The organism is Leptospira fainei serovar Hurstbridge str. BUT 6, assembly GCF_000306235.2.
GTDB classification, from domain to species: Bacteria; Spirochaetota; Leptospiria; order Leptospirales; family Leptospiraceae; genus Leptospira_B; species Leptospira_B fainei.
Genome location: NZ_AKWZ02000006.1, coordinates 73,665 through 99,985 on the forward strand (window position 1 = coordinate 73,665; position 26,321 = coordinate 99,985).

A 26,321-nucleotide genomic window follows, 5' to 3' on the forward strand; every position below is an offset into this window, starting at 1 on the left:
AATTCCGTCGTCTAGCGGTCATTAGGACTGCTCCGCAGCGTGAAGTGGTCTCCGTAATATTTTGAGATCTTCTTCGTTTACTAAATCGATCAGTTCATAGATTCGAACAGGTTTCGTTTTTCCCTTAACCTTGACCAAATCCAATTCTCTGGCGATTATACGGTCCTTGACCTTTTCATATGTATATTCTGAAATAATGATATTGGTGGCGTATTCCTTATTCGATCCCTCCAAGCGCGAACCTAGGTTGATCGTATCCCCCATACAAGTATAATCCATGCGGTGGGAACTCCCCATATTTCCGACTACGGCGGGCCCGGAATTCAATCCAATACCGATATCCATCACGGGGAGATCCCGGCTTTTCCACTCCTCTTTCAAGACGGCCAATCTTCGCATTTGAGCGAGAGCCGCCGCACAAGCGTAATAGGCGTGGTCTTCTAAAGGAACCGGAGCACCCCAGAAAGCCATGATCGCATCCCCCATGTATTTATCAATCGTTCCCTTAAATTCAATTATGATCTCAGTCATTTCGGAAAGATATTGGTTCAAAAATTGAACAAGCTCTTCCGGTCCCATTTTTTCGGACATCGTCGTGAATCCGCGAATATCCGAGAAGAAGATCGTGATATCCCTTTTCGATCCTCCCAGATTCAAATTCTCCGGATTCTTGAGGAGTTCGTCCACGACATCCTTTGATACGAACTTGGAGAATGTGCTTCTGATATACTTTACGTTCTCTTCTTCCGTTAAGATTTTGTAACCGATGATTCCGACGAAAATAAACAGCTGCTCGACGATCACGGACGGAAAGATATGCACCAAATTGAATTCGGAAAAATCCAATAATGTCACGACACTATATAGAAAAGCTAGTACGATGATAAATAAGAATCCCCAAGAGGTTTTCAAACGAGGAAGCACTAAACCTACGAGAAAAGCCATGCTCAAATAGATCAGAAAATTTCCCCACTCGGGGACTTCATGTAAAAAATCCTGATTTAAGATAGTATTGATCGCATGCGCGTGGTGTTCGATTCCCGACATGTCTCCAAAAGGAGATAAGTGCGTATCCTTTGCAGCTCCTCGACCCGTTGCGTAATACATCGCGACAAGGAAAATATTATTTTCCACCTGGGCCGCCGCGTCCTCGTCCCACATTTGAACAACTTCGAAGAGTTCGGTATTTCTGAAAGAGTACAAACCGCCGGCAAAGTTGATCTGCATTTGTCCGTATTCGTCTATAGGAATAACGACTTCGCGGGTATCGTTCGGTTTTGCCATGATATCCTTGGTTTCCCGCTTCATGGTTTTAAAATCAAAATTCGTTACGGTTCGACTGGGAATATTTTTGATCTTAACGTATTTCCCCATAACGACTTCCGTGTCTTTACGCACGTCGACGCCGTAATAGTTACACGCAATAATCAAATCTATCGAAGGGAAATATTCCGTTTCTTTAAAGGGGCCCGAATTTACCAACTTTGCGACCAAAGGCATTCTGCGGTTGAGGCCGCTTGCATCTTTCTTAATATTTGCGAAGCCTAAGCCTGACGACTTGGAACCGATTTGCTCGATGGGAGGTTGCGGAAATTTGAGCCAAGGCTGCCCGATATCGTCGGGATCTTGAACGTTCTCAAGCTTATATTTTCTTAAAACCTCGGTTCGTTTTTCCAAATTTAGGATCGCTTCCTTGGATTCCAAACTGGTTTCCATCGGATAGTCGAACATTACCCTTGGATTTCCTTCCAGCGCTCTGGACATTTCATCCATTTGCCCAGGCTTATAATCCACGAAGAAAATATCGAACATCAGTAGGTTCGAAGTTTTTTTGAATTTATCGATTATACTTGCGTAGTTCTTCCAAGGAAGAGGCCAAACTCCTTCGAGCCTTTCCAAAGTATTGGTGGTAATTCCTATGATTTGGATATCTCTTCTAGCTCCGGCAGGCGGGTTGTATTTAATATATTCGATCGTGCCTTCGTCCGATTCTTTTTCACTTTTGGTAATTCCACCCTTTACAAGATTAAATCTCCAGGACACGGAGGATTCTTCCAAATCCGAGAAAGGGGTAAATACCACGTACAAATCGAACACAAAGAATGAAACTATGATGGATAGCCATAAACTACCTATCGCCTGCTTGTTCGTTACAAGCTTCTCCAGCAGTTTGTAAAAGAAATAAGCGGAAGAAAGCAACAGGGCCGCTCCAACCAGCAACGCTTTAAAAGCAATTGGAGAATTGGATAAGAACGCGTAATAAAGATGGGCAATAATCCCTAGGACAGTCAGTACTCCGAACACTATGTCCAGAACCGATAGTTTTAAGGGGGGTTTAGACTCGCTCATTCTTTCCTCCGAGTGGAAACTGGAAGGATTTTGACCGTCGATCCGGATTCGTCAATTTTCTTCCGGTTCTCGGGAAAGAAAATATCAACAATCTCACCGTCGAGGCATTGGAATCTTCCACGAGAAACTGCAGTCATTCGGGAAAAGATTTATTTTTGGCTTTTCCCAGCGAAGAACGAATTCATCTTGCCGATTCGACTTCGATTTAGCTTTGCATGCTCTCGTGACCGCGGAGCGCGTTCGAAATAGAACGAGCATAGTCGTACAACTTTTGTTTGCAAACTTCCGAATCTGTCCCGTTCTCTTCGATGATCCTTTGCACTGCCGAGCCGATGATGATTCCGTCGGCGTATACCGATATTTCTTTCGCTTGCTCGGGTGACGAAATTCCAAATCCCGCGCAGACAGGAAGTTCGAAAAGAGTTTTAGTAAATCGAATCCGATCTTCCAAACCTACCGAAACGGCCTTTCTTTCGCCGGTTACACCGTAGGATGTAACGTAATATACAAAACCCGATGCGAATTCACGAATTCCTTTCATTCTCGAAGGCGGGGTGGCAGGCGTAACCAAATGGATAAGATCGATTCCTCTTTTTTTAAGAGACTTGAAAAGGGCATCTGTTTCCGAAGTGTCGAACGGAAGGTCCGGGATAATCATTCCTTGAATTCCGGAAACCTTCGCCTTTTCGGCGAAACGTTCGAAACCGTAACTGTATATCGGATTAAAATAAGTCAGGTAAACGAGAGGAATATGCGGGTGCTTTGCGTAGATTCTTGCGGTTGTATCCAAAATTTGATCCATCGAAAAGGGATGGGCCAACGCTCTCTTAAACGCTTTTTGTATGATAGGCCCGTCCGCTACCGGATCAGAAAAAGGAATTCCCAATTCTAATATTCCGGCACCGCCGCGAATCAGCGCATCGGCCCAGTCAACGCAGGAATCGTAATCCGGATCACCCAGAGAAATATAAGGAATAAATGCGCTGGCGGTTTCTGAAAAGACGCTTCGAATGGCACTCAAAGAACTTCTCCTTTAATGATTCCCGTTAACCGGGCGACTTCTGCGACGTCCTTATCGCCTCTACCCGAGAGGCAAATCAGTATGTCTTTCTTCTTGCCCAAGTCCTTCGCCAAACTCTTTGCAAAATGAAATGCATGCGCGGTCTCGAGGGCGGGAATAATTCCTTCCACACGGCAAACTTCTAAAAATGAATCGAGGGCTCCTTCGTCCGAAACCGTTTCGTATTTAACTCTGCCCGAACTATGCAAGTAGGCGTGTTCGGGCCCGACACCCGGGTAGTCCAGGCCTGCGGATACGGAATGCGCCGGGACAACCTGGCCATTCGCATCTTGAATCACTAAAGTCTTAGTTCCGTGTAAAAAGCCGGTTTTTCCGAAAAGCATCGTCGCGGAATGTTCGCCGGGAGCGGATCCTTTTCCTCCTGCCTCGACTCCGTACAATTTTACTTTTTTCTCATATAAGAAATCGTGGAAGATTCCCATCGCGTTGGAACCGCCTCCGACACAGGCAACGACTGCATCCGGTAATTTATCGTTCGTTTTGCGAAATTGTTTTTTGGATTCACGCCCGATTACCGCTTGAAAATCCCTAACAATCGTAGGAAACGGATGCGGTCCGATCACCGAACCTACGATATAATGAGTATCGGCAACGTTAAGCGCCCAATCCCTCATTGCTTCCGATGTCGCGTCTTTAAGTGTCGCAGTTCCCGAAGAAACTCCCACGACCCTTGCCCCCAACATCTGCATACGAATTTCGTTCAACTTCTGACGGCGGAGATCTTCTTCTCCCATATAAACGACGGTTTCGAATCCGAATAAAGCGCCGACAGTCGCAGTGGCGACTCCATGCTGGCCCGCTCCGGTTTCCGCAATCACCCGTCTCTTTCCCATTGCTTTTGCGATTAAAGCTTGGCCGATGGTATTATTGATTTTATGCGCTCCGGTATGATTCAAATCCTCGCGCTTGAGCCAAATTCTAGCTCCACCCCAAGTTTGAGTCAATTTTTCCGCAAATGTTAAAGGTGAAGGTCTTCCGATATAATTTCTTTGATAGTATTCTAGATCTTTCTTAAATTTCTTACTCTTGCGAAGTCGATTATAAGTCGATTCCAATTCGATCAAGGCTTCCGTAAGAATTTCAGGAGCGTATCTTCCCCCAAATTCCCCGAAGTATCCTTCCTTTTCCGTAAAGCTGCGTTCTTTAGCCATATAACGGCTCCTTCCGGAGGATCAATCCTCCGCCAACTCTTGGTATAATTCCTGGCGCAACCGTTCCACACGGCTCACTAGATCATCAAAGCTTTTGAATGAAAAAACTTCCTCTTTGTCCTTCTTCCTGTCGTAGATGGAAATTTCTCCCGATTCGAAGAACTTTTTACCGACAGTGACTCGGATCGGAAAGCCGATCAATTCTGAATCCTTAAATTTGAATCCTGGGCCAAGGTCACGATCGTCCCAAAAAACTTCGAAGCCTTCGCCTGAAAGAGCATCGTAAAATTCCTTAGCCTTCGCCTCCTGCTCGGAACCCTTTCCAAGAGTCACGAGGGAAACTTCGAAAGGAGCGATACTGATCGGCCAATAGATGCCTTTTTCATCGTTGCATTGCTCAATGACGGTCGCCATTGTGCGATTTACTCCGATCCCATAGCAGCCCATCGTAAGAGACCTAGCTTTTCCCTGCTGATCCAATACTTGAATCTGGAATGACTTTGTATATTTATCGCCCAGTTTAAAAATATGTCCTACTTCGATTCCCTTCTCCGCTTTTAAAGGCTTCCCGCAATCCGGACAGGGATCTCCCTCTCGCGTCAACGCGATATCGGCAGTTTCAAATTCCGACTTCATTTCCTTAGCAGGAATATATCCTTGAATATGCGCGTCTTCTTTTCCGGCGCCAACGATATAGGCTTCGTCCTTACGGATGGAAGAATCCAAAATTACTCGGAAAGGCGCTTTGGCATCGGAAGGTCCGATGTAACCCGGAAGGAGTCCGGCAGATTTCAAATCGACTTCGGGTATTAAATCCAACTCGGGCCATTTAAGAAAGGCCTTTAGTTTATGTTCGTTTAATTCCAAATCCCCGCGTAAAAAGACGAGTACGGATTCTTTTCCATTTTTCAAAGCGACTGCTTTCAAAGTATCTTCCGGACGAACGGAAAGAAGATCGGCGACCTCTTGGATACTTTTTTTGCCGGGAGTAGAAACTTCCTTCTTCTCTTTCGGACCACTTGGAGCGGCACCACTGGAAGAAATAAACGGTGTTTTTTCGCTATTCGAATTGTATCCGCAGTTTCCGCAAAGCAATAGGGTTTCTTCCCCGATCGGAGAAACGACCATAAATTCTTCCGACGCGGAACCGCCCATCGCTCCTGAGTCCGCCTGAACGGGTATGGTCTTTAGTCCGCATCGCTGGAAAATTTTTCTGTAGGCCGTCCTCATTTCCTGATACGTAGCATCTAAAGATGCATCGTCCAGGTGAAAGGAATATGCATCTTTCATAATGAACTCGCGGGAACGAATGACGCCGAACCGAGGACGAATTTCGTCCCGAAATTTCGTATGAATCTGGTAAACGTTCACCGGTAAATCCTTATAGGATTTCAAAAGCGGTTTTATGAGATAGGAAAAGGATTCCTCGTGCGTCGGACCGAGCGCATACCACTGATCATGACGATCTTTAACTCGGAACATTTCCTGTCCCATAACGGACCAACGACCGGATTGCTCCCAAAATTCAGACGGGGTTAATATAGGAAGTTCGAACTCCAGGGCCCCGGTCGCGTCCATCTCTTGTCGAACGATGGATTCTATTTTTTTTAATACTCTTAATCCTAGAGGTAAAAAGAAATAAAATCCTGAACCTGATTTTCGGACAAGTCCCGCGCGGATCATTAATCGATGGGAAGCAACGACCGCATCTGCGGGATTTTCTTTTTCAGTAGGTAAAATATATTTTGATGCTCTCATGCCAGCCTAACGGAAGAAATCGTAATAGCTGACATAGAATCCCAATCCCAATAGGAAGAAAAACCCGATTCTCAAGATTCCTTCCATTACTCTTTGGGGTAAAGGCCTACCAGCTACCGCTTCGTATGCAAAGAAAACGATATGTCCACCGTCGGCCACAGGAATCGGAAGTAAATTCATAATCATTAAAGCGATCGAAATCTTAGCGACGAATTCCCAATAATCCAGGATCCCGTTCCCCATAAAGTATTGCGAGGCCTTGAAAAGTCCTACCGGACCGGACAGACTATCCTTCACTTTGATCAATCCCGAAAATAGCATCCCCAACCCTCGAAGATTGTCGGATATCATTTTTACGATATCCTTTCCAGATTGGGTAAACGCTTCCAAGAGAGAAAGCTTGCGATCCATTCTCTCTTCGTTGACGTACATCGTCGCCCGGAAACCGAGGAGACCGATATTTCTTAATCCTAGAGTCGCTTCCCAAGAATCTCCACCCATTTGCAATTCGACCCGCTGTCCGATTCTGCCTCGGGCTTCGTCCAAGAAATCCTCGAAGCTTGCGAAGGATTTTCCGTTCAACTTCAGATTCAAAAGTTTCAACTTCACTTCCGGATCATAGCTTAGAAGATTTCGAGAAGAAGGAGAGAGATCGGGATATTTTTTATCCTTTAAACTTTTAAACTCGACTACGTAAGCGGGAAGAACCGGCATCTCTACCTCTACTTTCTCCCGAGACCAGGGATTCAAAAGCGGATATTTTTTCCGATCGATTACAAGTTTGACTTTTTCTTTCTGAAACTTACCTAGAGTTTCCTGCAATTGGGGAACCGTATGAACTTCTATCCCGTTAACGGATAAAATACGATCGCCGTCGTTCAAATAATCCAAAGCTCTAGCTTGCAGAATTTTTTGGCGCTCTTTCGATTCTTGCAATGCCAATTGTTCCGGAGGAAGATCTCTTCCGACGGCGATGCGTTCCATCCTTTCTTTCTGATATTGCTCGGCTTCTTTATTCTTATCTAGCTTGGAGGAGAGCCAATGATAAAGACGATCGGATAAATCGAATTCGGCCTCCACCCAGCGCTCACCCGCAAACTCAATTCCTAAATATGCGTCAGGAACCGTGATCTCGAACGGCTTTCCGCCTTCCCGTTCCACACGGAGAGCGACTTCATGTCCTTTAGAAAGTCCTAATTCCGAAATGAGTTCGTACTTGGTTTCGGTCGGAATTCCATTTACGGCCAAAATCTTATCGCCGCTTCTTAAACCGGCATGATACCCGGGCGAATATTCGTTATAAGCGGGCTCGAGGTAAATTCGATTTCCGGAAGGATTATGCCCGTAAAGATAAAGCGCCAATACGATGATGAAGCCTAGAATTAAGTTGAATAGAGGTCCGCCGATTACCGGTATCATCCTCTTTAAAGGCGGAGTGGAAAGGAATTCCCCTTTTTCTCCTTTTACATTGCTACCGTACTCGTCCCCTTTAAAAAGGACGTATCCCCCGATCGGAATCCCGGTAATTTGAAACGTCGTCTCCCCTATCTGTTTCTTCCAGATTCCCTTTCCGTAACCGATGGAAAAAACTCTGGCTTTGACGCCGACGAGCCAACCCATGACTAAATGCCCGAGTTCGTGAATGAAAATACAGAGGGCGAGCATAAACACTGCGCCGAATATAAGCGTTAACATGATTGCGTAACCTTTCCTTTGCGGGAATTAAGAACAAATTCTCTAGTTTTACGATCCGCCTCTTCGTATCCCTCCAGATCGGAAGGAAATGAAATTGCGATCGAATTCAAAGCGGAATGGATTCGATTCGGGATCTCCGTAAATCGAATCTCTCCTTTCAAAAAAAGTTCCACGGCGATTTCATTCGCCGCATTGAAGATCGAAGGCGCGGTTCCACCCGCCTTCCCGGCTTCGTACGCCAAGGACAAACCCGGATACCGGGTCGGGTCCACTTCTAAGAATTCCAAATTTCCCCAAGACGTACTCGGGTGGGAACGTAATACTTTCGGAACGATAGCCGGGTAAAAGAGAGAATGAGCAACGGGGAAAATCATATCTGGATAAGAAGAATAAACGAAACTTGCGCCGTCCTTCATTTCGACGATTCCATGCGCAATGCTTTGCGGATGAATAACGACTCCGATTTTTTCATAAGGAAAACCGAATAGATAATGCGCTTCGATTACTTCCAACCCTTTATTGATCATTCCTGCGGAATCTACCGTAATTTTCGGTCCCATATTCCAGGTCGGATGCTGCAAAGCCTGTTGGATCGTAACCTTCTCCAAATCCGAAACCGGAAGCTTTCGGAAGGGGCCGCCTGAAGCAGTAAGAACGATCCTTTCCAAAGAATCTTTTTTTACGTTTTCCAAAAGCTGATACAATGCATTATGTTCGGAGTCGACAGGCACTAAATACGCTTTAGAAGTTTTTAATATTTCATTGATATAAGGGCCGCAGGTGACTAACGTTTCCTTATTAGCTATGCCGATTTTTTTCCCGGCTCGAATCGCTTCGATTGTAGGTCGAACGCCGCTGGCCCCTACCACTGCCGTAACTACCGTCTCTACGTCCGGATCCTGCACTAACCGAGAGAGCGAATCCGCGCCGTATACGATTTCGGTTTTGCCGATTTTATTTCCTAAAGCATGACGATCTGCGGACTCGGAAGTCACGCAAAGAATTTCCGGACGGAACTCTTCCGCAATTAATTTCGCTTTTTCTAAATTAGAATGAACGCTAAAGGATCTGAGTCTGAATTCTTCCGGGAAGGTTCTCAGTACTTTGAGCGTGGATTCGCCTACGGAACCGGACGCTCCGAGGATGCAGACGTTCCTGGTCATATAGGGATTAGACTGGAAAGCCCAATGCCCCTTTGATCTGAAGATAAAAATAGAGCATCGGAACCGTCAAAAGTAGAGCATCCGCTCGATCCAAAATTCCGCCGTGTCCCGGGATTAGATTACCGGAGTCCTTTACTTTTGCGTCCCTCTTCATGGCCGACTCCAAAAGGTCACCGATTACCCCGACTATGGAAAGGATCAAAGAAATCAGCAATACTTCTGCGCCTCCGACTGGAGGAGCGATTCCAGTATTTTTTTCCCAAATGAAATTCAGTAAAAAGACTGAGAGCGCTGCGACGATGATTCCGGAGAAATAACCTTCCCAGGTTTTTTTAGGAGAAATCGCTAGTCCGGCCGGATTTCGTCCGAACCATCGACCGCCGAAATATCCGCCTACATCCGTTAGAAACGTAGCAACAGAAACCAGAAAGATATAATAAATCCCTTCATTCATTCCGAGAAGTAAAAGCAAATGTCCTAACGGAACGGCAGCATAGAAAACTCCCAGGACAGTGGAGCTAACGGAAAAAATTGCTCCATCCAAAGGTCTCCTCAAAATTTGCAGCACAAAGCTCGTCATGAATAGTAAAACGAATGCAAAAGTAATCGCGTCGAACGGAGGCACGAAGAACTTAAAGTTCCTTTGAAAAATCATCGGAACCTCGAATTTATTTTGGGCTGCGACGAATCTAAAATAGTACAATAATAAAATTACGAGGAAGAAAAATATTCCGGTTCCTTTAAACGGCCGACCGTCTTGCCCGCGATCGGAAAGCCTGTAGAACTCCGTCAGTCCGATCACACCGCCGACTGCGAGAAGAATCAACGTTTGCAGATAATAAAAATCACGATAGAAAATCATGAAAAGATAAAGGACTACAAGTACAGCAGCAGAAAGGATCCGTTTCGGCGTTTCACCCATTTTCTAAACCCCCAAATTTTCGAGTCCTTCCAATGAACCATTCCAAGGCAAGTTCGAGATTTTTTCTATCGAACTCGGGCCAAAGCGTTTCACTGAAAAAAAGCTCCGCATACGCGGATTGCCATAGGAGAAAGTTGGATAGTCTCTGTTCTCCGGCAGTTCTGATCAGTAAATCTACGGGGGGAAGAGGGTACGTATACAAATATTTTTCAAGTTCTTTAGCCGCGATCGCCTTTCCCGGCAAGAGTTTCTTCTTATGCCTATCTTCGATCAATTTTCCTACGGCTGTGAGCAGCTCTTCTTGAGATCCGTAATTCAAGCAAAAGTTTACGGTTAAATTACGATTTTTTTTCGTTACTTCGATGGCGTGATCGATCTTCGTTAGGACCTTGGAAGAGAGGCGTTTACGTGAACCGGAATGCAGAATTCGAATTCCCTTTTCGGCAATGGTATCTAAGCGGGATTCGATGAATTCAACCAGCAAGTCGAAAATCGACCTGATTTCAGTGATCGGACGCTTCCAGTTTTCGGTCGAAAACGCGTACAGAGAAACATTTTCCAATCCGATCGCCAGACTAGCGTCCATCAAACGCTCAATTGCATCGGCGCCTGCACGATGCCCCTGAGATCGCGGCAATCCCTTGGCAGTGGCCCATCTGCCATTGCCATCCATGATAACCGCCACATGGCGGGGAAGTTTAGAACGGGAGGAAATCACTTAGATTGTGGTGATTTCCTTCTCCTTGTCTGCCGTGACTGCGGAGATTTTATCGATGTAAGAATCGGTAATCTTTTGCACCTGATCTTGAACGGACTTTAATTCGTCCTGAGAAATTCCTTCGGAGTGTCTTTTCAAATCTTCAAGTGTGTCCCTACGAATATTACGAACTGCAACCTTCTTTTCTTCGGACTTCGATTTGACCACTTTAGCCAGTTCTTTTCGTCTTTCGCCGGTAAGTTCGGGAATGACAATGCGAATGACGGAGCCGTCGTTCGTAGGCTGAAGCCCAAGACCCGAAGCTTGAATCCCCTTTTCGATATCCTTAATGATTCCCTTGTCATATGGAGAAACCACGAGTAATCTCGGTTCGGGAACGGATATATTGCCGAGCTGATTGATCGGCGTTAAAGCGCCGTAGTATTCTACTTTAATATCTTCGATTAAGGCAGGATTGGCTCTTCCCGTTCGAATTCCGGCAAAATCCTTGCGAAGGAGTTCCACCGTCTTGTCCATTTTGGACTTCATTGTGTTTAGAAGTTCGTCATTCGCCATCGATCTGTATATCCTCCGAGTTAGAAATCAAGGTACCGATTTCCTTACCGACGACCAGATCTTTTAAATTGCCCCGCTTAAAAATGTCAAATACGATAATGGGCATATTATTTTCCATACACAAACTGAGCGCCGTAGAATCCATGACTTGCAACCGTCTTTTGATCGATTCCATGAAAGAAACCTGACTATAGCGTTTTGCCGTAGGATCCTTTTTGGGATCCGCTTCGTAAACTCCGTCAACTTTCGTAGCTTTAAGAATCAGCTCGCAGCCGACTTCAACCGCCCGTAAGCTCGCCGCAGTATCGGTGGTGAAATAAGGGTTACCGATTCCACCGGCAAAAATAACGATTCGTTTTTTTTCTAGGTGGCGAACTGCACGCCTCCGAATATAGCTCTCCGCAACCGAATGTATATCTATCGCGGATTGGACCCTAGTATAGAGCCCTTTCTTTTCACAAGCATCCTGTAAAGCTAGCGCGTTTTGAATGGTCGCGAGCATTCCCATATAATCGGCAGTGGCCCGGTCGATCCCGACTTTTACTAAATTGGCCCCTCTAATTAAGTTCCCGCCTCCGACGACGATGGAAATCTCCACCCCGAGAGCATGGACCTCCTTCAATTCTTCCGCCAAAGAATGAGTCTTCTTACTATCGATTCCGAATTCGCCCTCTCCGGCAGCGAGCGCCTCGCCGGAGAGCTTGATTAAAATACGTTTGTACTTTGCGGTTTCCTGTGCCAAAGTTTACAGGCCGCCTACCTGGTAACGGGTAAAGCGAGCTACGGTGATATTTTCGCCAAACTTCGCGATGGACTCCTTAACCAGATCGTCGACCGTCTTAGCATTATCTTTGATAAATGCTTGGTTGAGTAGGCAGACTTCGGAAAAATATTTTTTAATTTTTCCAGGAACGATCTTTTCGATTTGTTCCGGTTTTTTGCCTTCTTCCTTTAGCTGAGCTTCGATTACTTTTTTTTCACGCTCGATATCTTCGGCGGGAACTTGATCTTCACTCACATATAAGGGAGCCATTGCCGCAATTTGAAGACAAAGTTCCTTTCCCAAAGCCTCAAAGCCTTCGTTACGGGAAACGAAATCAGTCTCGGAATTGAGTTCCAGAAGAACACCGATTTTACCGTCTCCGTGAATATAGGAAACGGTCCGGCCTTCTTTCGTTACGCGACCGGCTTTTTTTGCAGCCTTCGCAATTCCTTTTTCACGAAGCCAATCCGCGGACTTATCGACGTTGTTATTGTTTTCTGCAAGAGCCTTCTTGCAATCCATGAGCCCCGCACCGGTTCGGTCACGGAGTTCCTTAATCAGGTCTGTGGTAGATGCTGACAACGTCTTCCCTCCTACTCGTTCTTGTCGATTTCGATCGTAGCCGCTATCGTAGGCTCGGTAGTTTCCGTGGTAACGGTAGTAGTACCTGCGGCAGCTGCCGCTGCGGCTGCAGCGTCTTCGGCTTTTTTCAGACGATCAGCGTCTTCGTCCATAATGAACTTACCGCTTTCATCATACTCACCTTGGTATTCCAAAGCAAGAGCTTCAGAATCCAAATCTTCGCTAAAGCGAGGTTGTTCTACGACACCGCCGGTTCCTTCGATGACCGCATTGGACATCGTCTCAAGGAAGAGAGAGATGGCACGAATCGCATCGTCATTTCCCGGAATCGGATAATCGATCAATTCAGGATCGCAATTGGTATCGACGACCGCAAAAATTTTAAGTCCGAGTTTACGAGCTTCTTTAACCGCGATTTCCTCTTTCTTAGGATCGATCACGAAAAGTATATCCGGAATCGAAACCATATCTTTAATGCCGCCCAATGTTTTCCGAAGTTTTTCGGATTCACGACGAAGAGACAGGATCTCTTTCTTGGTTTTTACTTCTTTTTCAAAAGTGTTTTCGGTTTCCATCGCTTCCAATTTTTTTAATCTTGCGATGGATTTTTTAACCGTATTCCAATTCGTTAAAAGACCACCCGGCCAACGATTATTGATGAAATACATATTGGAGCGAATCGCTTCTCTTTCGATTGCTCCTCGAGCTTGCTTCTTAGTTCCGACAAAAAGGACTTTCTTTCCTTCGCTCGTCAAACGTTTGAGAGCGTCGTAAGCTTCTTTGGCCTTTTGTACGGTTTTTTGAAGATCGATAATATGAATCCCGTTTCTTGCAGTGAAGACATAGGGAGCCATTTTTGGATTCCATTTGCGAGTCTGGTGTCCGAAGTGAACTCCGGTTTCCAGAAGGTTTTTCATGGAAATTACTGACATGAGTTGTTTACCCCTTTTTTAGTACGAAGAACAATGTCGCCACAAGTCCCAAGAGACTTGCAGGGGTAACTTGAACTTCGACTTTGATTACGTAAAGTTCTAGCCGAACCGCTTCCTGAAGGAGGTAGACAGAGAGGAAATGAACGCCTAAAAGACGATCCAAAAGAACGCCGACTACGGCTCCCGCTAAGGAACCAAGGACAATTGCAAGGGCGATTTTTCCCGCTTTTGCGCCGTCCATAGGTCGTTTCGGGCTAGCAGATACCAATTTCGCAGAATTGACCTATGGGTCAATCTTTATTGGGAAGTATCATCTCACAGTTGCCTTCGAACACGACGCCGTCCGCAATCTGTAATTTTGCCGTTTTGATATTCCCGTTTACTTTTCCGGTGGGCAACATTTCCAATCGTTGTGTCGCGATCACGTTTCCGGTGATTTCCCCTCCAACGACGACCGTCCCAGCCTTAATATTAGCCTTAACTTTGGCGCCTTCGCTTACCAAAAGAAACCCTTCCGATTCTATCTCTCCATGAAATTCTCCGGAAATTTCCAAAGGTCTACGGAAGTTTAAGATACCCGAAAACGACGTTTCTCGTCCTAAAACCGTTGAGATGGTTCCGTGTTCGGTGACGGTGCGTGTAGGTTTGGTTGCGGTAGGAGCTTTTTTGGACATGATACCTTTGTTATTTTGTCTTCATTTCAAATACGCCGTCCCAATCCTGAGGGGGCGGTTCTGCGATAAATGCTTCGCAACGGCCTATATATTTTTTGGAGGGTCCGTCCCCCGGAGTAGTTTCCAAGGCCTTTTTAAACAATCCCAATGCTTCCGAAAATTTCCGGTTCTTATAAAGCTGGAGGGCCTCGTTATATAATTTGAGAGTTTCCTTAAACGATTCGGAGACCATGAGTTCACTCCTTATAAAGAACTACTACGGCGGTGGAATAATTTTCCGCGTGACTGATGGAAACAGAGACGCCGCTATAACCTTTCTCGATGAACAATTCTTTCGATTTTCCGTGAAGTACCAATTCTTTTTTTCCGAATTCTTTCCCGAAAAGCTCGATTTCCCGCATATCCAATGCCACCTTATCTCCGGCCTCGATCGCTTTGATGAAGGCTTCTTTGACGCAAAATCTGCCGCTTAAATGCGGAACAGGGTCCTTTCTACCCGTACAGTATTGAATCTCGGTTTCCGAAAAGACCCGTTTTAAAAACCGCTCGCCGTGTTTTTCCAGGAGGTCTCGAATCCGGTCGTTTTCAACTATATCGTTCCCGATGGAAATTTTCATTCTTCTTCGGGTTCCGGTAGCGGTTCTTCGGAATTCGGTTCCGTCTCCCCTTCCGTGCCTTCCTCTCCGGTTTCGCTATCCAGATCGGGGCGAACTCTATACAAGATGGAAATCCGATCCGGAAAGAAACTTTGTATATCAACCGATTTAAGAGCTGGTGCTTTTGTTAAACGAACTTTAGCAAGGACGGGTTTATTATCCGGCAGCAACTTCTTGGTTTTCGGATCATACTTGTGCGTGCAAGCTACCGTCGCGGAAAGACCCTTGATAATTTGAATACTTCTGAGCGGCGTCTTGGATTGCAACTTTACCGAGATTTCCTGCTCCGAAAACTCGGCTTCCAAATTCTTATCCAAGGCCTGGCACTTTACGGGAACCCCTAATACGATGCTCTCCCCCGGCGTTGAGGAATTCGCAATGATACTTACACGAACTGAAATTTCCTTGATATTTTCCCGGTATCTTAATCCGGACGGAAGTTCCGGAAGCCTCTGTTTTACCGTAAATGATTCGGTTTTATCCTTCAGGGAAATCGCAGGAAGAGTGATCCTTCCGAGCTTTTCCAACTGAGCGTGGTTTCCGATAACTACCAGATTCGCGGGAGATATAAAATGAGAGGACTTCACATAATCCTTAGGAGGCTCTCCGGAAAATTTCACATCTAAAGTCAATGTACGACTGATATTGGAATCAACGATGATCTTGACTTTATCCTTTAAACGAGTCACACGAAGGCCTGCGGGAACTCCTCCGATACGAATCACGTTGACGATATTTTCCCCTGGATGGAGATCTGCGGAGGATATATAAGCTTTAAGGGAAGGAGAATAGAAGTTCACATAATCTCGAACTCCTTCCACTTTCACCGGAAACGTAACGTCCGAACCTTTAGCGATCACCATCCCGCCGGATAATTTCGGATAATCGATCTTAATATTCACTTCGCGAATCAGAATTTTCGAGTTCTGAAGATTGATGTAGAAGACGATCGCGAGTATAATCGAACCGAGTTTTGCCTGCCAATTATTGAGGAGGGTTTTAAGCATTTAAATCCTCCCTTTCGTCTCCTTCCACTTTCTTGTCGGAACTCGGTTTTTTTTCGTGTAGAATCGTATTTAATAAATTCTTTAATTCGATCGGCTTAACCGGATGAATCATTTCCCCGTCGTGACAAACGGATATTTCGCCGGTTTCTTCCGAAGTGACGACGACAACGGCATCTGACTCTTCAGCGATTCCTAAAGCAGCCCTATGGCGAGCTCCCATCCTGGCATCGTCCAAGTTCTGTGCCATCGGTAAAAATGCGCCTGCACACGCGATCCGGTTCTGTTCGATAATCACGGCCCCGTCATGGAGAGCCGTATTTTTTTTAAAGATCGTAAGTAATAGACTAGAGGAAAGTATGGCATCCAATTGGACGGCTTGCTCGGCGATCTCCTTGAGGCTATGCTCTCTAACGATCGCGACGATGGACCCCGTTTTATTCTTTGCCATAATCTTGGCGGCTTCGACGATTTCATCCAAATCGGTAACGGTTTTCAGAAGGAAAGGTCGAAAGAATTTCAACCTGGCCATATCGCCCGTAATTTTCCGGAGTTCCGGTTGCAGGAGAACGATGATCGCGAAAACGAGCGCGGGTCGTATATTATCGATGATCCAGTCTAAAAGTTCGAATTCCGCGTACTGGGCAAAAATTCCAAGCAGCCAAATCAATCCGATTCCGAGTAAAAGTTGAACTCCCCTAGTCCTACGAATCGTCGAATAAAACTGATATATTAAAAAGCTGACGATCAGTATATCGAGGATCACATTGATCCCGAATCGATCGTTTTGAAAAAGGGTGATATTCTTAAAGAATCCCATTCTCTTTTCCTTTAAAGCCCCAGAACGGAAAACATGTCGTAAAGCCCTTTCCCTCGTCCTGCCAAAAACTCGGCAGCTTTGACCGAACCGACTGCAAAGGTTTTTCGATCCTGAGCTTTGTGTGAAATTTCGATTCTCTCTTCGGGAGTGAAAAAATAAACGGTATGATCTCCGATCACTTCGCCGGCGCGCAACGTATGAATTCCGATTTCCTTGGGATCTCTTTCTGGCAAAATACCGTGGCGGCCGTGAACCACGTTGGATTCGTTACGACCGAGAGTCTCCAGTAAAATCGACTTCAATTTCTCGGCCGTTCCTGAAGGAGAATCCTTTTTATGACGATGATGGATGTCTTGAATTTCGATATCCGCAAGGTCGCCCAAAACTTTCGCCGCAATCTCGGTCAGCTTGAAGAGCAAATTTACTCCGATTGACATATTAGGAGAATATACGATAGGAATATGCGTAGAGGCTTCTTTGAGAAGATGTTTATGCGCTTCAATCAAACCCGTTGTGCCCACCACAACCGGCTTTCCGGCATTAATGCAACTTTCAAGCACGTCGGACAGAACTTCTCTGATGGAAAAATCTATGACGATATCCGAATCGGCGACCGCCTTGTTTAAATCGTCCGTAAATAGAATTTGATTCGGTTTGAGTCCGGAATGCAAACCGGAATCCAATCCAAGATAAACGGATCCTTTACTGACCACGGCCGCCGAAAGTTCGGAAACTTTCGACTGAGATAGAACTTGGATGATGGCTGTTCCCATCCTTCCGGAAGCTCCGATGACCGCGACCCGATTTTTTGCCGTCAAAATATTCTCCTCTAGTTATAACCGTTTCCGATTAGATCGGAAATGGTTTTCTTTAATTTTTCCGCCGCCGCATTTTGAGTGAGAGGAGTTAAAGGAAGACGAATTTCGGGAGAGCAGTAACCGTTCCAACTCATGGCAGCCTTGATCGGAATAGGATTTGTTTCGGTAAAAGCTAACGCAAATAATTCCAGAAAATCATAATGAATCTTTTGCGCAGTTTGTAGATCTCCTTTTTGAAACGAGCCGACCAATCTTACTATGCTTGCCGGAAACAAATTCGAAATCACGGAAACGACTCCGACTCCTCCGACCGATAACAGAGGTAAAGTCAGATTGTCGTCTCCGGAAAGTACGGTCATTTTATTTCCGACAAGGGAAATCAATTTTGCCATTTGGCCTAGATCTCCCGTGGCTTCTTTCATGGAACGAATGCGCGGATGTTCGGCAAGTCTAAGAACCGTTTCGGGCAGCAAATTCACGCTCGTTCTACCCGGAATATTGTATAGCATGATCGGGACCGAAGAATGGTCCGCAATTTCCTTGAAATGAAGATACATCCCTTCTTGCGTCGGTTTATTATAGTAGGGATTGACTTGTAAAATTCCGTCCACGCCGTCTTTACAGGCCTCTTCGGTTAACGATACTGCTTCTTGAGTCGAATTGGAACCCGTCCCTGCAACGACCTGGATCCTTTTTTTTACGGTTCTGACCGTTTCGCGAATCAGCTCGGCGTGCTCGTCGTGGGACAAAGTCGGAGATTCCCCCGTAGTACCGCAAGGGACGACTCCGCTCACCCCGCCTTTTATCTGCTTTTCCAAGAGAGAAAAATAAGAGTCGTAGTCGATTTTTCCGTTCTTGAAAGGAGTGATGATGGCTGTATAAACGCCTCGAAACATAATTTGTAAATTCCTTGGCCCTGGGTGATTTGGCAATAAAAATACCCCGATTCTTCTATCTTGGCCGTTTCGGCTTCCTGAATCCGATTCCGAGTTGCTTTGGGTCGGGATATGGCAATTCTGGTAGGTCGATGCTCGTTTCCGCAGAATTATTGACTTCCTATTCGGCGACGTTTCTTCTTTCGTTAGGACTTTGCAGACTTTATATCGGTTCTAAAAGGATCACGATCTCGGATGTCCCCAACGAGCGTAGCATGCACCAAGCTGCCACGAAGAAATCCGGCGGGATTTGGATCTTCGTTTCATTCAGTTTCATATTAGGAATCTTTAGTTACTTTGGCATAGTGGAATTTCCCTGGCATTGGTGGACCGGAATTCTATTTTTTTTCCTGATCGGCTTGGGAGACGATGTCAAAGGATTAAGTCCCTATCTTCGATTCGGAGCGGAATTCATTTTCTTGGCGGCCTGGGTAAGTCTAGCTCCATTTCGAATCTCGCTATTCGGTTACGATTTAGGAGTTTCTCCAGGCGGTTTCGGCGAAGTTACTTTGATCTCTCTCTATCTGCTTTTCTTCGTGAATCTCTGCAATTTCATGGACGGGTTAGATACCTATCTAACCACGAATCTAATTTTCATGGCTTTCGCGACGGCGATAGTAACAGGAAGCGACTTACCGTTTTCATACCTTTTGATTTTTGCCGCTTTATTCGGCTTTCTAACCTGGAATTTACCGAAAGCCAAACTCTTCTTAGGCGATTCGGGCTCTCTATTTTTAGGATTTGCCTTAAGCGCGCTGCCCTTCGACGTTGCAAGATCGAAAGCATTCGAATTTTCCGATCTTTTCTTTCTCGCTCCGGTATTTTTTACCGACGGCTTATTAACGATCTTAGTTAGACTTTATAAAAAGGAGAATATTTTCCGAGCGCATCGTTCCCATTTATATCAACTTTTTGCAATTACGACTCATAACAAAGGATGGGTTTCCCTAGGATTTACATTAGCGAACGTTCCGGCATTATTGATTTGGACTTTCGTCCCCAAATACTGGTCGATATTTCTAGCCATATTCCTTTATTCGATCTGCTACATTTCTTTCAGAAGGGAGTTGTTGCGCAAAAAAACGATATAGACGGAGAATATTAGAATGTTCTTCTAATTTCTCCCATTCGCCAACTCATATAAACCAATGCGGCGAGTTCCATAAAACCGGCCCAAACGAAGGTGGACGAAATACCGATGCGGTCGGAAAAGAAGCCGGCAAGAACTCCGGTAATCGCCGGTGTTAAGAGGAATACCAAACTATAAATGGATAAAATCCTTCCTCGTATATAGTTCTCCGTATGCTGCTGAATTCCCGCGGGAATGATCGTAATGATCACTCCCGTAAGACTCCCGAATACGAATAAAACGAATGTAGTCAAAATCAGACTCGAAGAAAGAAACGGAAGTCCGGCAAATAGTATACTCCCGATGAAAGCCGCGCCGAATAAGATATGTCCCTTCTTTCGAATTCCATGAATAAAGAATGTTGCAGATCCCCCCAAAACGAGACCGATTCCCAAAGCGGTAAGAAGAGCCCCTCTCGCAGATTCGGATAAGCCCAAAACCTCCTTGGCATACTTAGGCAAAAGAACTTGAATCGGCCCGACAAGCATAACCACCGTTCCGAGTAAATACAGGAATTGTCGAACTAACTCGGATCGTCGAAGATAGGCAAAGATCTGACTGACATTCGTTACCTGATTCGACGTATTCCTCGCCTTTGATTTCAGGGGGAGAAATGAAAGTAGTATTACGCTTATTAAATACGCACATCCGATTCCCAAAAAAACTTGCTTGAAGGGCAAGAACTCTCTTAAAGATCCTGCCGCTAACGGAGCTAATCCGTATCCGAATAATACCATAGTGTTTAACCAAACGCTATGCTTACCGATTTTGGAATGATCGACCAGATCTCCCAGAATCGCAAATCTTCCCGGCATCACGAACGCGAGTCCGATTCCCGAAAGAACGGAAGGGATCAAAAGAAGATACGGCCGTCCCTTGCCGATCCAATCCAGTTCCAGAGATAAGGCCGCAAAGCCCGCACCGACCGCCATCGAAAGTTGAGCGCTCCCTAATACCCATTTTCGAGAATAACGATCCAATAAACGACCTGCCGGAAAACTTAAAAACAAAAGAGGTATGCAAACGCAAAAAAACACCCACCCGGAAAAAGCATCCGAATCGGAGATGTTCTGGGATAAAATGATTGCCGTATAGTTATACATATTCCCGGCTAATAGACCGAGAATCGAGGATAGATAATAAAGTAGAATCACCAATGCCGACGTTCTACGAACATGAATGCCGATGCAAGAGATTTACCGATGTGGATTCGAAAAGAGAGTTTCGAACAAGAAAGTAGTTACACTTGACGGAAAATATTTGAAAAGAGAATCTCCTAAATCATATGGCTTCCTCGACAGTTAGATTTGATTCCGTGAAATATCTACCGCGCCTCGCGGAATTCATGAGCCAGGAAATAGAACGGCACCTTAAAGAAGTGGAGGATCTTCAAACGCTATCGGCGTCACATTTCGAAATTCTAACGTTTCTATTGCGAAAAGAGAAAACGAATATGTCCCTGATAGCCAAGGCGATTCACAGAAAAAAATCGACGGTTACCGTCTTAGTTAATAAACTCCAAGACTTAGATTTAATCAGAAAATATAGTTCCGACGAAGATAAACGAGAAACGAATCTCGAACTGACCGAACGGGGAAAGGCCGTCCGAGTCGTAGCTAAGCGAATCAGTTCGAGTATAATGGCCTTAAAACTATGGGGTTTAAGCCCTAAAGAATCGGAGCAGCTATTTTATTTATTAGAAAAAACATATACTCATCTCAGGAGCACGAAAAAACTTTAACCGATCGCTTTATTGAATTCAGGTCGTCGTCCGGCAATCGCGGCATCGATTCCCTCTATCGCGTCCAAGCTTTGGACACTTTCTATGGTTTTTCTCTTATCGTACTCGAAGATTTCCTGTAAATCCTTGGACAAATAGCGTACCGCTTCTTTGCTCGCCGATGTAGCCGATCGGGAATTTTTCGAGAGCTTCTTCGCAAATTTTTGGACCGAATCCTTTAAGGTAGCGGAATCGTTAAAAACCTCGTCCAGCAATCCGATTTCCATCGCTTCCGATCCTTTGTACGGAGTTCCAATTAATATATGCCGTTCCGCTTCCCGAATCCCGACGATATTTGAAAACATTTTTGCAACGGAAGTCGGAACTCGGATCCCTATTTTCACTTCGGGTAATCCGATTCTGGAATTTTGCAGACCGAATCTAAAATCGCTTGCGATGCCTATCATCGCCCCGTAACCCATCGCATGTCCGCCCATTTCCGCCAAAACAGGACAAGGGAAGAGATAAATTTTTTTCAATATTCCAAAAAAGTAATCTAAAAAAGGGACTAAATCTTTTCGCATCTCTTCCTTTTTTAATTCGGCCAAATTGAGCCCTTGAGAAAAAACCCCCTCTCGGTCGCTGCCGATTACCAAAGCCCCCAAATTGGAGTCCGTCGCCGACTTCAACGCCGCATCCAGCTTCTGAAAAGCTTCGAACGTAAAACTATTTCTATCGTCGGTGTTTAAGGCAATCCTACCGACTCCATCTTCCTTTATAAATCGAACCGATTCCATATTTCGCTCCATTTAGTTAGATATCTTACTATTTATTTCTGAACGGATTCTGTAAAGAAACTTTCTTAAAAAATTTGCATTGTTGAAAATCTAATTTAGTCGTATAGGCCGGTCGTCGGTCGAAGCTTTCGGCCGACGACATTAAAAAATCGGGATTCGAATTTAAGATTGGCCTAATTGTATCTGGCCATAAGCTTTTTTAAACCGAGCTTAGCCGGTTCATATCCCGAATCGATCTGTAGAGCGGATTCGAACTCGGTTCTTGCACGATTGAGATAGCCTAGAGTCTCCCAGCAACACCCCGCATTAAAAAACGGATAAACACGGACTTCGTATCTAGGAGCATGCTTGGCTTTTTCAAACCAGGGGATGGCTTCGAGAAACTTTTTCTGCTGCATCATATAGACGCCTATATCATTATAAGGATTCCCTAATTTAGCATCGGTGTCGATCGCCCGATGGCAGTATTCGATCGCTTTTTCCGTCTTGCCTGCAAGAGAATAAACCCAGCCTAAAAACGTCCAAGCCTCGGCGGTCGGGCGAAGAGAAAGGCTCTTCCGATAGTAAAAAGAAGCTCGTTTTAGATCGCCTTCGGTTTGGAATTTATAACCTTCCAGGAAATAATGCTTTGCATCCTCGTTTTCGCCAAACGCTCTTAGATACATAGGGTGGATCATTCAATCTTCTCCTTATCTCTCGATTTGCGGAACAATTCTTTTCACTTAGGATAAGTTCCCTTCGTTTAACAATCCGGAAAGGATTTTACGATGATTCACTTCAAACCGCATATGCCGAAATCCAACCCCTCTTTTTTACTTAGACAGTCCTAACCGTCCACATCATCGGGAAGATTCGGTCGGATTCTATTAAGTATTCGGTATTTCTCGATATAAAAAACAGGCAGTAAACGCGGAAACCGAAGTATCGGTTAACGAAGGGAGATAGCCTTCGAAAATTTGTAATCTTCGGTCTAATTTGCGTCCGAAGACTCGAATGCCTTGCCTACCCTCATCGCTATTTCGGGCAGTTTGAGGTAGAAAACATACGTTTACCAGTATTTTTTAATCCAAACGAGAATTTTTGGAATGCTCCGGAAAAGATGGAAATATCTAGTCCGATTTCATGATTGGAGCTCAAAACTTCGAGACTGGATACCACCAATGACACAATGAGCAAGATCCGTTAAATCCCGACTTTCTCATTTGTCCTTTGAAACTTCGGCGAATTTTTAACCGGGCTGAGTCCATTAGAAAAACCAAAACTGATTTATAAAGGTCGCGTTCTTACCCGTAGAATGCGAAAAACTCACTAAAAATTCTTATTCATAAATCGTCGATATGCAAAGAAAAGCGGCCAAAAAATCCAAGCCGCAAGAACGAATATACAAAGGCAGATTACCCATATAGTTCCTAATGTTTTCAATAAAAAAGCTCCGGAAAAACCGAGCAGGACGGACGCCTTTGTTTGCAATACCATCGTAATTCTTACTAAATCGATAGGATTTAAAAGTATTATGATTAAGGCGGGGATTTCTATCGGATACTCTCCCAAATATAAACTTAAAACGAAAATAAACGAATCGAAAAATATGAAGAAATACAACCAAATCAGGAGCGCGCCCGCGATAATTAGCTCCCCTTTTTTAAAGAATGTGGCGAGCAAAAAAGCCAAGGATACGAAAATCAAAATCAAGATCACACCGAAGCCGATCAATTCCAGAAAAAGTAGAATAAAATGAATGTCGGAATAAAACGAGAAAAATCCGGGAAGCCCCACGCCTAATAACAAACCGAGCGAGAGTGAAGCGGAAATCCCCAGATATTTTCCGAGAAAATATTCGGATCTAGTTACGGATTTCGAAAATAGTACTTCGGCAAACGGTAGAGAATCCATGAACGACAATCCGGCGAAAGTAATCGTAAAAAGAGGAACGATCAAAAGAACAACGTTCATTAAACTCGCGATGAGTCTAATCCCGTTTTCGTCTCCGAAATAATTCAAGATGCTGACACAAACCGCTAGAAAAATTCCGAAGATGAAAATCCACCTGCTTCTAATATTTTCTTTTAATTCGAAAATTAGAATTTCTTTCATCGTTTATTCTTGTATTCCTTATTCCAAAATTCCATAAGTGATAATTGTAAACTTTCGAATCCGCTTTTCCTCAGGAATTCTTTAGGGGATTCATCGATCAGGAGAGATCCATCCGATAGAAGCAGAAATCGATCCGCCACGTCCTCGACTTCCGCAAGAATGTGAGTGGAAAAAACGAGAAGCGCCCCCTCCTTTTTCTTCCTTCTAAGGAGTTCCTTCAAAATGTGAGATACGTATGGATCCAGGCTCGCAGTCGGCTCATCGATTAAATAAATATCCTTTTTGGAGGAAAAACATTGGAGTATATTCACTTTTTGTTTTGTTCCTCCGGAAAGGGATCCGATTTTCTTATCTTCTTGGGAACTTAATCCTAGGTTCTCATACATTTCTGAAAAAGTTTCTTCGTCGAAGGGCTCCAATTTTTTAAAAAAATCCACCAATTCCAGGATCGTAAGATTTTTAGGAAAACTCGGGCTTTGAGGCATGTAACCGATACTGTAATCCGTTCCCGCCCGCTCCGATTGGGAAACATCGCTAAAAAAAATGGAACCGCTCGAAGGCTTTACCAGGCCAATAATACTCTTTATTAACGAACTCTTACCCGAACCGTTCGGCCCAATGATCGACAGAATCGTTCCCCCCTCCACCCGAAACGAAACGTCTTTCACGACCTTTGATTTACCGTAGGAAACTTCCAAATTTCTTATATCTATCATATATTCCCTTTCATGGTCGGCTTTGGATCTTCAAAATCGATCGGAGTCACGATCGGAAATGCATTCTCTATCCCTTGCAAAAATGTTACGACCGGGGATTCGTAAAGAACCATTAGGAATGGATAAATCGCAACCCAATACCCGAAAAAATGAATTGGTTGATGAGGAGCATCCCCGATTTTGTCGCCGTCTAGATCATACCCTCTATAACTATCCCAGTAATTCTGGGAAAATTTATTCGTGGTTTGCTTGGCGTTAGTACTGATATCAAACACGTTTTCTCGAAAGTCATTCTTAGAAAACACATTCGAATCGCTACTTCCCAAAATTCGGATTCCCCAACCGTTTTCTTCGATTGAATTATGAGTGAAATAATTTCGATTACATCCGTCGGCAAAGATAGCCGTAGAGTTTTCGATAAATTTGTTTTTTACCAAAATACTGTCGGAGATTTCCTTTAATAAGAGACCGTAAGAACTTTCTCCCCAATTATTCCTGAACGTATTATCTTCGATAAGAATATTTTTGCTGTACATTACAGCAACGCCGGCAGAGTTACTCTCGAAAGTATTTCCACGAAAATCGTTATCGGACGAAAACATGAAATGCATTCCGTATCTGATATTGTTTCTAGAAACGTTATTTTCTATCTTAAGGTTGGAGGAGAACTCCAAGTAAATTCCGTCCCGATGCTTTTCCGCCCGATTTCCGATAATTTGTACGGACTTCGAATTCCAAAGATGAACTCCGTTCCCGCCCGAAACTTCGTTACGAGCATTACCGCGCGTAATATTATCGTTTATTTGGCAATAACCTACTTCGGCTAAATAAATCGCGTAAGCATTATCTTCGAACGTATTATTCGCGAAAGTGCAGTCGGTGATTTTCTGGGCGTGAATTCCGGCGTATTCGGCAGTGTCAGAAATACCGCTCGCCATGATTTTCAATCCTCGAATCGTTACTCCGTTTGAGGCGACTTCAAAAACATGCTTCTCTTTCTTTCCGTCGATTACCGCGCCGGGTAATCCAACAATCGAGATTCGCTTATTAACAAGAATTTCACCTTCTCGGTAGAGACCTGCCTTTATAATTATTGAATCTCCGTCTTGAGATTTATCGATCGCATTCCGAACGGAGGAAATAGCGCAATCGGAACACACGGTAATTTCCCTTGAGAAAAGTTCTTTTCCGAATAGAATCAAAACGAATAAAATAATTCCCCTTAAGCTTTTACCGAAGATTGAAATCGACGGATTTTGCTCCCGAGGTTGCCCTATCTTGAAACTCAT

The 26,321-nt window shown here is 44.6% G+C and carries 28 protein-coding genes; 2 read left to right on the forward strand and 26 right to left on the reverse strand.

The features are described 5' to 3' along the window. Positions 1 to 21 precede the first annotated feature (21 nt). The 20 genes from LEP1GSC058_RS07435 to dapA all read right to left on the reverse strand — a co-directional run bounded on the left by LEP1GSC058_RS07435 (position 22) and on the right by dapA (position 18,537). Positions 22 to 2,349: an adenylate/guanylate cyclase domain-containing protein gene (locus LEP1GSC058_RS07435; protein WP_016549086.1), complete on the reverse strand. Its 2,328-nt coding sequence runs from the start codon at positions 2,347 to 2,349 to the stop codon at positions 22 to 24. Positions 2,350 to 2,554: 205 nt separating this feature from the next. Next, the gene (gene trpA / locus LEP1GSC058_RS07440; RefSeq protein ID WP_016549027.1) at positions 2,555 to 3,370 is read right to left on the reverse strand and encodes a tryptophan synthase subunit alpha; all 816 of its coding nucleotides are present in this window, start codon (positions 3,368 to 3,370) and stop codon (positions 2,555 to 2,557) included. Next, a complete protein-coding gene (trpB, locus tag LEP1GSC058_RS07445) occupies positions 3,367 to 4,581 on the reverse strand; it encodes a tryptophan synthase subunit beta (RefSeq protein WP_016548938.1) in 1,215 nt (404 codons plus the stop codon). Before trpB ends, trpA begins: the two co-directional genes overlap by 4 nt. Positions 4,582 to 4,602: 21 nt before the next feature. Continuing rightward, positions 4,603 to 6,339: a proline--tRNA ligase gene (locus LEP1GSC058_RS07450; RefSeq protein WP_016549004.1), complete on the reverse strand. Its 1,737-nt coding sequence runs from the start codon at positions 6,337 to 6,339 to the stop codon at positions 4,603 to 4,605. A gap of 6 nt (positions 6,340 to 6,345) precedes the next feature. Next, a complete protein-coding gene (locus LEP1GSC058_RS07455; protein ID WP_016549034.1) occupies positions 6,346 to 8,034 on the reverse strand; it encodes a site-2 protease family protein in 1,689 nt (562 codons plus the stop codon). Further along, positions 8,028 to 9,197: a 1-deoxy-D-xylulose-5-phosphate reductoisomerase gene (gene dxr, locus LEP1GSC058_RS07460; protein ID WP_016548928.1), complete on the reverse strand. Its 1,170-nt coding sequence runs from the start codon at positions 9,195 to 9,197 to the stop codon at positions 8,028 to 8,030. Before dxr ends, LEP1GSC058_RS07455 begins: the two co-directional genes overlap by 7 nt. A gap of 7 nt (positions 9,198 to 9,204) precedes the next feature. Continuing rightward, complete coding sequence (locus LEP1GSC058_RS07465) at positions 9,205 to 10,119, reverse strand: phosphatidate cytidylyltransferase (protein WP_016548964.1); 915 nt, start codon at positions 10,117 to 10,119, stop codon at positions 9,205 to 9,207. Beyond that, positions 10,112 to 10,837, reverse strand: a complete 726-nt coding sequence (locus tag LEP1GSC058_RS07470) for an isoprenyl transferase (protein WP_039948163.1) — start codon at positions 10,835 to 10,837, stop codon at positions 10,112 to 10,114. The genes LEP1GSC058_RS07465 and LEP1GSC058_RS07470 overlap by 8 nt, the downstream gene beginning before the upstream one ends. Then, entirely contained in the window at positions 10,838 to 11,392 is a 555-nt protein-coding gene (frr, locus tag LEP1GSC058_RS07475) for a ribosome recycling factor (protein WP_016548983.1), read from the reverse strand. Continuing rightward, positions 11,382 to 12,134, reverse strand: a complete 753-nt coding sequence (gene pyrH / locus LEP1GSC058_RS07480) for a UMP kinase (RefSeq protein WP_016549068.1) — start codon at positions 12,132 to 12,134, stop codon at positions 11,382 to 11,384. Before pyrH ends, frr begins: the two co-directional genes overlap by 11 nt. A 3-nt stretch (positions 12,135 to 12,137) precedes the next feature. Beyond that, positions 12,138 to 12,737, reverse strand: a complete 600-nt coding sequence (gene tsf / locus LEP1GSC058_RS07485; protein WP_016548993.1) for a translation elongation factor Ts — start codon at positions 12,735 to 12,737, stop codon at positions 12,138 to 12,140. Positions 12,738 to 12,748: 11 nt separating this feature from the next. Continuing rightward, positions 12,749 to 13,669 carry a 30S ribosomal protein S2 gene (rpsB, locus tag LEP1GSC058_RS07490; protein ID WP_016549093.1) on the reverse strand — a complete coding sequence of 307 codons (921 nt, stop codon included), beginning with the start codon at positions 13,667 to 13,669 and terminating at the stop codon, positions 12,749 to 12,751. A 7-nt stretch (positions 13,670 to 13,676) separates the two neighbouring features. Continuing rightward, complete coding sequence (locus LEP1GSC058_RS07495; protein ID WP_198014391.1) at positions 13,677 to 13,937, reverse strand: hypothetical protein; 261 nt, start codon at positions 13,935 to 13,937, stop codon at positions 13,677 to 13,679. Positions 13,938 to 13,959: 22 nt separating this feature from the next. Then, positions 13,960 to 14,343 carry a bactofilin family protein gene (locus tag LEP1GSC058_RS07500; protein ID WP_016548947.1) on the reverse strand — a complete coding sequence of 128 codons (384 nt, stop codon included), beginning with the start codon at positions 14,341 to 14,343 and terminating at the stop codon, positions 13,960 to 13,962. 10 nt (positions 14,344 to 14,353) lie between these two features. Then, a complete protein-coding gene (locus tag LEP1GSC058_RS07505) occupies positions 14,354 to 14,575 on the reverse strand; it encodes a tetratricopeptide repeat protein (RefSeq protein WP_016548994.1) in 222 nt (73 codons plus the stop codon). Between the two features lie 4 nt (positions 14,576 to 14,579). Next, the gene (gene acpS, locus LEP1GSC058_RS07510; protein ID WP_016549077.1) at positions 14,580 to 14,960 is read right to left on the reverse strand and encodes a holo-ACP synthase; all 381 of its coding nucleotides are present in this window, start codon (positions 14,958 to 14,960) and stop codon (positions 14,580 to 14,582) included. After that, a complete protein-coding gene (locus tag LEP1GSC058_RS07515) occupies positions 14,957 to 16,006 on the reverse strand; it encodes a CdaR family protein (protein ID WP_016548930.1) in 1,050 nt (349 codons plus the stop codon). The genes acpS and LEP1GSC058_RS07515 overlap by 4 nt, the downstream gene beginning before the upstream one ends. Next, the gene (gene cdaA / locus LEP1GSC058_RS07520; protein WP_016549031.1) at positions 15,999 to 16,823 is read right to left on the reverse strand and encodes a diadenylate cyclase CdaA; all 825 of its coding nucleotides are present in this window, start codon (positions 16,821 to 16,823) and stop codon (positions 15,999 to 16,001) included. Before cdaA ends, LEP1GSC058_RS07515 begins: the two co-directional genes overlap by 8 nt. 11 nt (positions 16,824 to 16,834) lie before the next feature. Further along, positions 16,835 to 17,641, reverse strand: a complete 807-nt coding sequence (dapB, locus tag LEP1GSC058_RS07525; RefSeq protein WP_016548954.1) for a 4-hydroxy-tetrahydrodipicolinate reductase — start codon at positions 17,639 to 17,641, stop codon at positions 16,835 to 16,837. An 11-nt stretch (positions 17,642 to 17,652) separates the two neighbouring features. Further along, on the reverse strand, positions 17,653 to 18,537 hold the full coding sequence (gene dapA / locus LEP1GSC058_RS07530; protein WP_016548919.1) for a 4-hydroxy-tetrahydrodipicolinate synthase: 885 nt from the start codon (positions 18,535 to 18,537) through the stop codon (positions 17,653 to 17,655). A 131-nt stretch (positions 18,538 to 18,668) separates the two neighbouring features. Here dapA and LEP1GSC058_RS07535 point away from each other — a divergent pair, with 131 nt between their 5' ends. Further along, positions 18,669 to 19,667: an MraY family glycosyltransferase gene (locus LEP1GSC058_RS07535; protein WP_016549046.1), complete on the forward strand. Its 999-nt coding sequence runs from the start codon at positions 18,669 to 18,671 to the stop codon at positions 19,665 to 19,667. Between the two features lie 10 nt (positions 19,668 to 19,677). On the opposite strand, the gene LEP1GSC058_RS07540 is transcribed toward LEP1GSC058_RS07535, so the two are convergent. Beyond that, on the reverse strand, positions 19,678 to 20,859 hold the full coding sequence (locus LEP1GSC058_RS07540) for an MFS transporter (protein WP_016548965.1): 1,182 nt from the start codon (positions 20,857 to 20,859) through the stop codon (positions 19,678 to 19,680). Positions 20,860 to 21,050: 191 nt separating this feature from the next. On the opposite strand from LEP1GSC058_RS07540, the gene LEP1GSC058_RS07545 reads away from it, so the two are divergent. Then, a complete protein-coding gene (locus tag LEP1GSC058_RS07545) occupies positions 21,051 to 21,446 on the forward strand; it encodes a MarR family winged helix-turn-helix transcriptional regulator (RefSeq protein WP_232224637.1) in 396 nt (131 codons plus the stop codon). Here LEP1GSC058_RS07545 and LEP1GSC058_RS07550 read toward each other — a convergent pair. From LEP1GSC058_RS07550 to LEP1GSC058_RS07570, 5 genes are all read right to left on the reverse strand, one after another. Beyond that, complete coding sequence (locus LEP1GSC058_RS07550) at positions 21,443 to 22,222, reverse strand: enoyl-CoA hydratase/isomerase family protein (protein ID WP_016548969.1); 780 nt, start codon at positions 22,220 to 22,222, stop codon at positions 21,443 to 21,445. The two genes, LEP1GSC058_RS07545 and LEP1GSC058_RS07550, sit on opposite strands and share 4 nt — an antisense overlap. Before the next feature lie 173 nt (positions 22,223 to 22,395). Beyond that, positions 22,396 to 22,896 (reverse strand): tetratricopeptide repeat protein, encoded by a 501-nt coding sequence (locus LEP1GSC058_RS07555; RefSeq protein ID WP_039948184.1) that lies wholly within the window; start codon positions 22,894 to 22,896, stop codon positions 22,396 to 22,398. A gap of 634 nt (positions 22,897 to 23,530) precedes the next feature. Beyond that, a complete protein-coding gene (locus LEP1GSC058_RS07560) occupies positions 23,531 to 24,316 on the reverse strand; it encodes an ABC transporter permease subunit (protein ID WP_016548971.1) in 786 nt (261 codons plus the stop codon). Then, the gene (locus LEP1GSC058_RS07565) at positions 24,313 to 25,032 is read right to left on the reverse strand and encodes an ABC transporter ATP-binding protein (RefSeq protein WP_016548977.1); all 720 of its coding nucleotides are present in this window, start codon (positions 25,030 to 25,032) and stop codon (positions 24,313 to 24,315) included. The genes LEP1GSC058_RS07560 and LEP1GSC058_RS07565 overlap by 4 nt, the downstream gene beginning before the upstream one ends. Next, complete coding sequence (locus LEP1GSC058_RS07570) at positions 25,029 to 26,321, reverse strand: nitrous oxide reductase family maturation protein NosD (RefSeq protein ID WP_016549075.1); 1,293 nt, start codon at positions 26,319 to 26,321, stop codon at positions 25,029 to 25,031. The genes LEP1GSC058_RS07565 and LEP1GSC058_RS07570 overlap by 4 nt, the downstream gene beginning before the upstream one ends.

Bases quoted from the DNA above. Each gene is read 5' to 3' on its own strand.
- LEP1GSC058_RS07570 (WP_016549075.1), bottom strand. From the start codon at position 26,321: ATGAGTTTCAAGATAGGGCAACCTCGGGAGCAAAATCCGTCGATTTCA.
- LEP1GSC058_RS07545 (WP_232224637.1), top strand. From the start codon at position 21,051: ATGAGCCAGGAAATAGAACGGCACCTTAAAGAAGTGGAGGATCTTCAA.
- dxr (WP_016548928.1), bottom strand. From the start codon at position 9,197: ATGACCAGGAACGTCTGCATCCTCGGAGCGTCCGGTTCCGTAGGCGAA.
- LEP1GSC058_RS07450 (WP_016549004.1), bottom strand. From the start codon at position 6,339: ATGAGAGCATCAAAATATATTTTACCTACTGAAAAAGAAAATCCCGCA.
- LEP1GSC058_RS07465 (WP_016548964.1), bottom strand. From the start codon at position 10,119: ATGGGTGAAACGCCGAAACGGATCCTTTCTGCTGCTGTACTTGTAGTC.
- LEP1GSC058_RS07560 (WP_016548971.1), bottom strand. From the start codon at position 24,316: ATGAAAGAAATTCTAATTTTCGAATTAAAAGAAAATATTAGAAGCAGG.
- acpS (WP_016549077.1), bottom strand. From the start codon at position 14,960: ATGAAAATTTCCATCGGGAACGATATAGTTGAAAACGACCGGATTCGA.
- dapA (WP_016548919.1), bottom strand. From the start codon at position 18,537: ATGTTTCGAGGCGTTTATACAGCCATCATCACTCCTTTCAAGAACGGA.
- LEP1GSC058_RS07550 (WP_016548969.1), bottom strand. From the start codon at position 22,222: ATGGAATCGGTTCGATTTATAAAGGAAGATGGAGTCGGTAGGATTGCC.
- LEP1GSC058_RS07455 (WP_016549034.1), bottom strand. From the start codon at position 8,034: ATGTTAACGCTTATATTCGGCGCAGTGTTTATGCTCGCCCTCTGTATT.
- LEP1GSC058_RS07565 (WP_016548977.1), bottom strand. From the start codon at position 25,032: ATGATAGATATAAGAAATTTGGAAGTTTCCTACGGTAAATCAAAGGTC.
- trpB (WP_016548938.1), bottom strand. From the start codon at position 4,581: ATGGCTAAAGAACGCAGCTTTACGGAAAAGGAAGGATACTTCGGGGAA.
- cdaA (WP_016549031.1), bottom strand. From the start codon at position 16,823: ATGGGATTCTTTAAGAATATCACCCTTTTTCAAAACGATCGATTCGGG.
- frr (WP_016548983.1), bottom strand. From the start codon at position 11,392: ATGGCGAATGACGAACTTCTAAACACAATGAAGTCCAAAATGGACAAG.
- rpsB (WP_016549093.1), bottom strand. From the start codon at position 13,669: ATGTCAGTAATTTCCATGAAAAACCTTCTGGAAACCGGAGTTCACTTC.
- LEP1GSC058_RS07535 (WP_016549046.1), top strand. From the start codon at position 18,669: ATGCTCGTTTCCGCAGAATTATTGACTTCCTATTCGGCGACGTTTCTT.
- LEP1GSC058_RS07505 (WP_016548994.1), bottom strand. From the start codon at position 14,575: ATGGTCTCCGAATCGTTTAAGGAAACTCTCAAATTATATAACGAGGCC.
- LEP1GSC058_RS07435 (WP_016549086.1), bottom strand. From the start codon at position 2,349: ATGAGCGAGTCTAAACCCCCCTTAAAACTATCGGTTCTGGACATAGTG.
- LEP1GSC058_RS07500 (WP_016548947.1), bottom strand. From the start codon at position 14,343: ATGTCCAAAAAAGCTCCTACCGCAACCAAACCTACACGCACCGTCACC.
- LEP1GSC058_RS07515 (WP_016548930.1), bottom strand. From the start codon at position 16,006: ATGCTTAAAACCCTCCTCAATAATTGGCAGGCAAAACTCGGTTCGATT.